This window comes from Candidatus Symbiopectobacterium sp. NZEC127, assembly GCF_025962675.1.
Taxonomy (GTDB): Bacteria; Pseudomonadota; Gammaproteobacteria; order Enterobacterales; family Enterobacteriaceae; genus Symbiopectobacterium.
This window is the reverse complement of the sequence record NZ_JAGFPG010000019.1, coordinates 1-990: the sequence shown is the minus strand read 5'-3', so window position 1 is coordinate 990 and position 990 is coordinate 1. Positions and strand designations below refer to the sequence as shown.

Genomic DNA, 990 nt, shown 5'->3' with positions numbered 1-990 from the left:
AGCCATTTTCCATTTCTGCAAAGCGAAGACATATTACAATTCTCCTCGCTGAAATTCCTGAACAAAAGCAACCTTTCTCTTCCATTGCTGTTCAACCATCACTTTCGGAAACAGAAAGAAGAGAGGCCGATAATGAATATTCACGAGATACAATGCCAACGGTTTTCCAACTGCATTGGGGGATAAGCAATGTTTGTCATTCTCAATTAATGCAGCAATGTCATCACAATATTTTACAGACGTACTTATAATATTTTCTTTGGTAAATAATGGCCATACATCTAAACGCATATTCAAAGCCTTCTTAAAATAAGCGTTATAATCTCTATCAGACTGACGAAGCGATGCACTATAACTGGACTCAGCCAGTACCAAATCCAGAGCTGATGAAATATAAACCACCCGACACAGCTCTGCGAGAAAAAGAAATGCCATAACAAAGGGAATAAAGAGTAAAGAAAACTCAAGTGCAGCACTTCCATTGCTTGAACGATACCATAACAACACACTTTCTCTCTTGTTGTTCAATTTTCATTCCTTTTACTTACACTGCCCACAACAACCAATAGCCAGAGCAAATAGCAACACCATAGGGTATAGTAATGACGTTATTTTTTGAGAATAGCTTATAATATAAACACGTAAGCAACGTGAGTGGAATCCCCGTCATTCCCATCAAAAATAAAAAATTACCTATATCTGTCGTTGAAAGCCCCGTTGATAATGCACATACCAGTTTAACATCACCTGCACCGATCACACCGACTATAGAGAAAACAAAACCGACACCAAACAATAGCAACAGTAATGGTAAAGAGCATTCTTCAAGATGGTGAAAAGTTAATAAAAGTGAAAGAGAAAAAATGAGCAATGTCGTCGCATTGGTAATTTTCCGATAACGAATATCCGTATAACAGACGAATGTCAATATTACACTGATGGTCATTGCAAGCATCCCTTCTAGTTTCACTTTACTTAATCCCTTAAACA

Annotated in this window: 2 protein-coding genes; both read right to left on the bottom strand. The window is 37.4% G+C overall.

All coding sequences use genetic code 11. The features are described from left to right. Positions 1-33: 33 nt before the first annotated feature. Complete coding sequence (locus tag J5069_RS23660; RefSeq protein ID WP_264625779.1) at positions 34-528, bottom strand: TadE/TadG family type IV pilus assembly protein; 495 nt, start codon at positions 526-528, stop codon at positions 34-36. A gap of 16 nt (positions 529-544) precedes the next feature. Next, a partial coding sequence (locus J5069_RS23655) for an A24 family peptidase (protein WP_264646105.1) occupies positions 545-990 on the bottom strand: 446 nt, incomplete at its 5' end.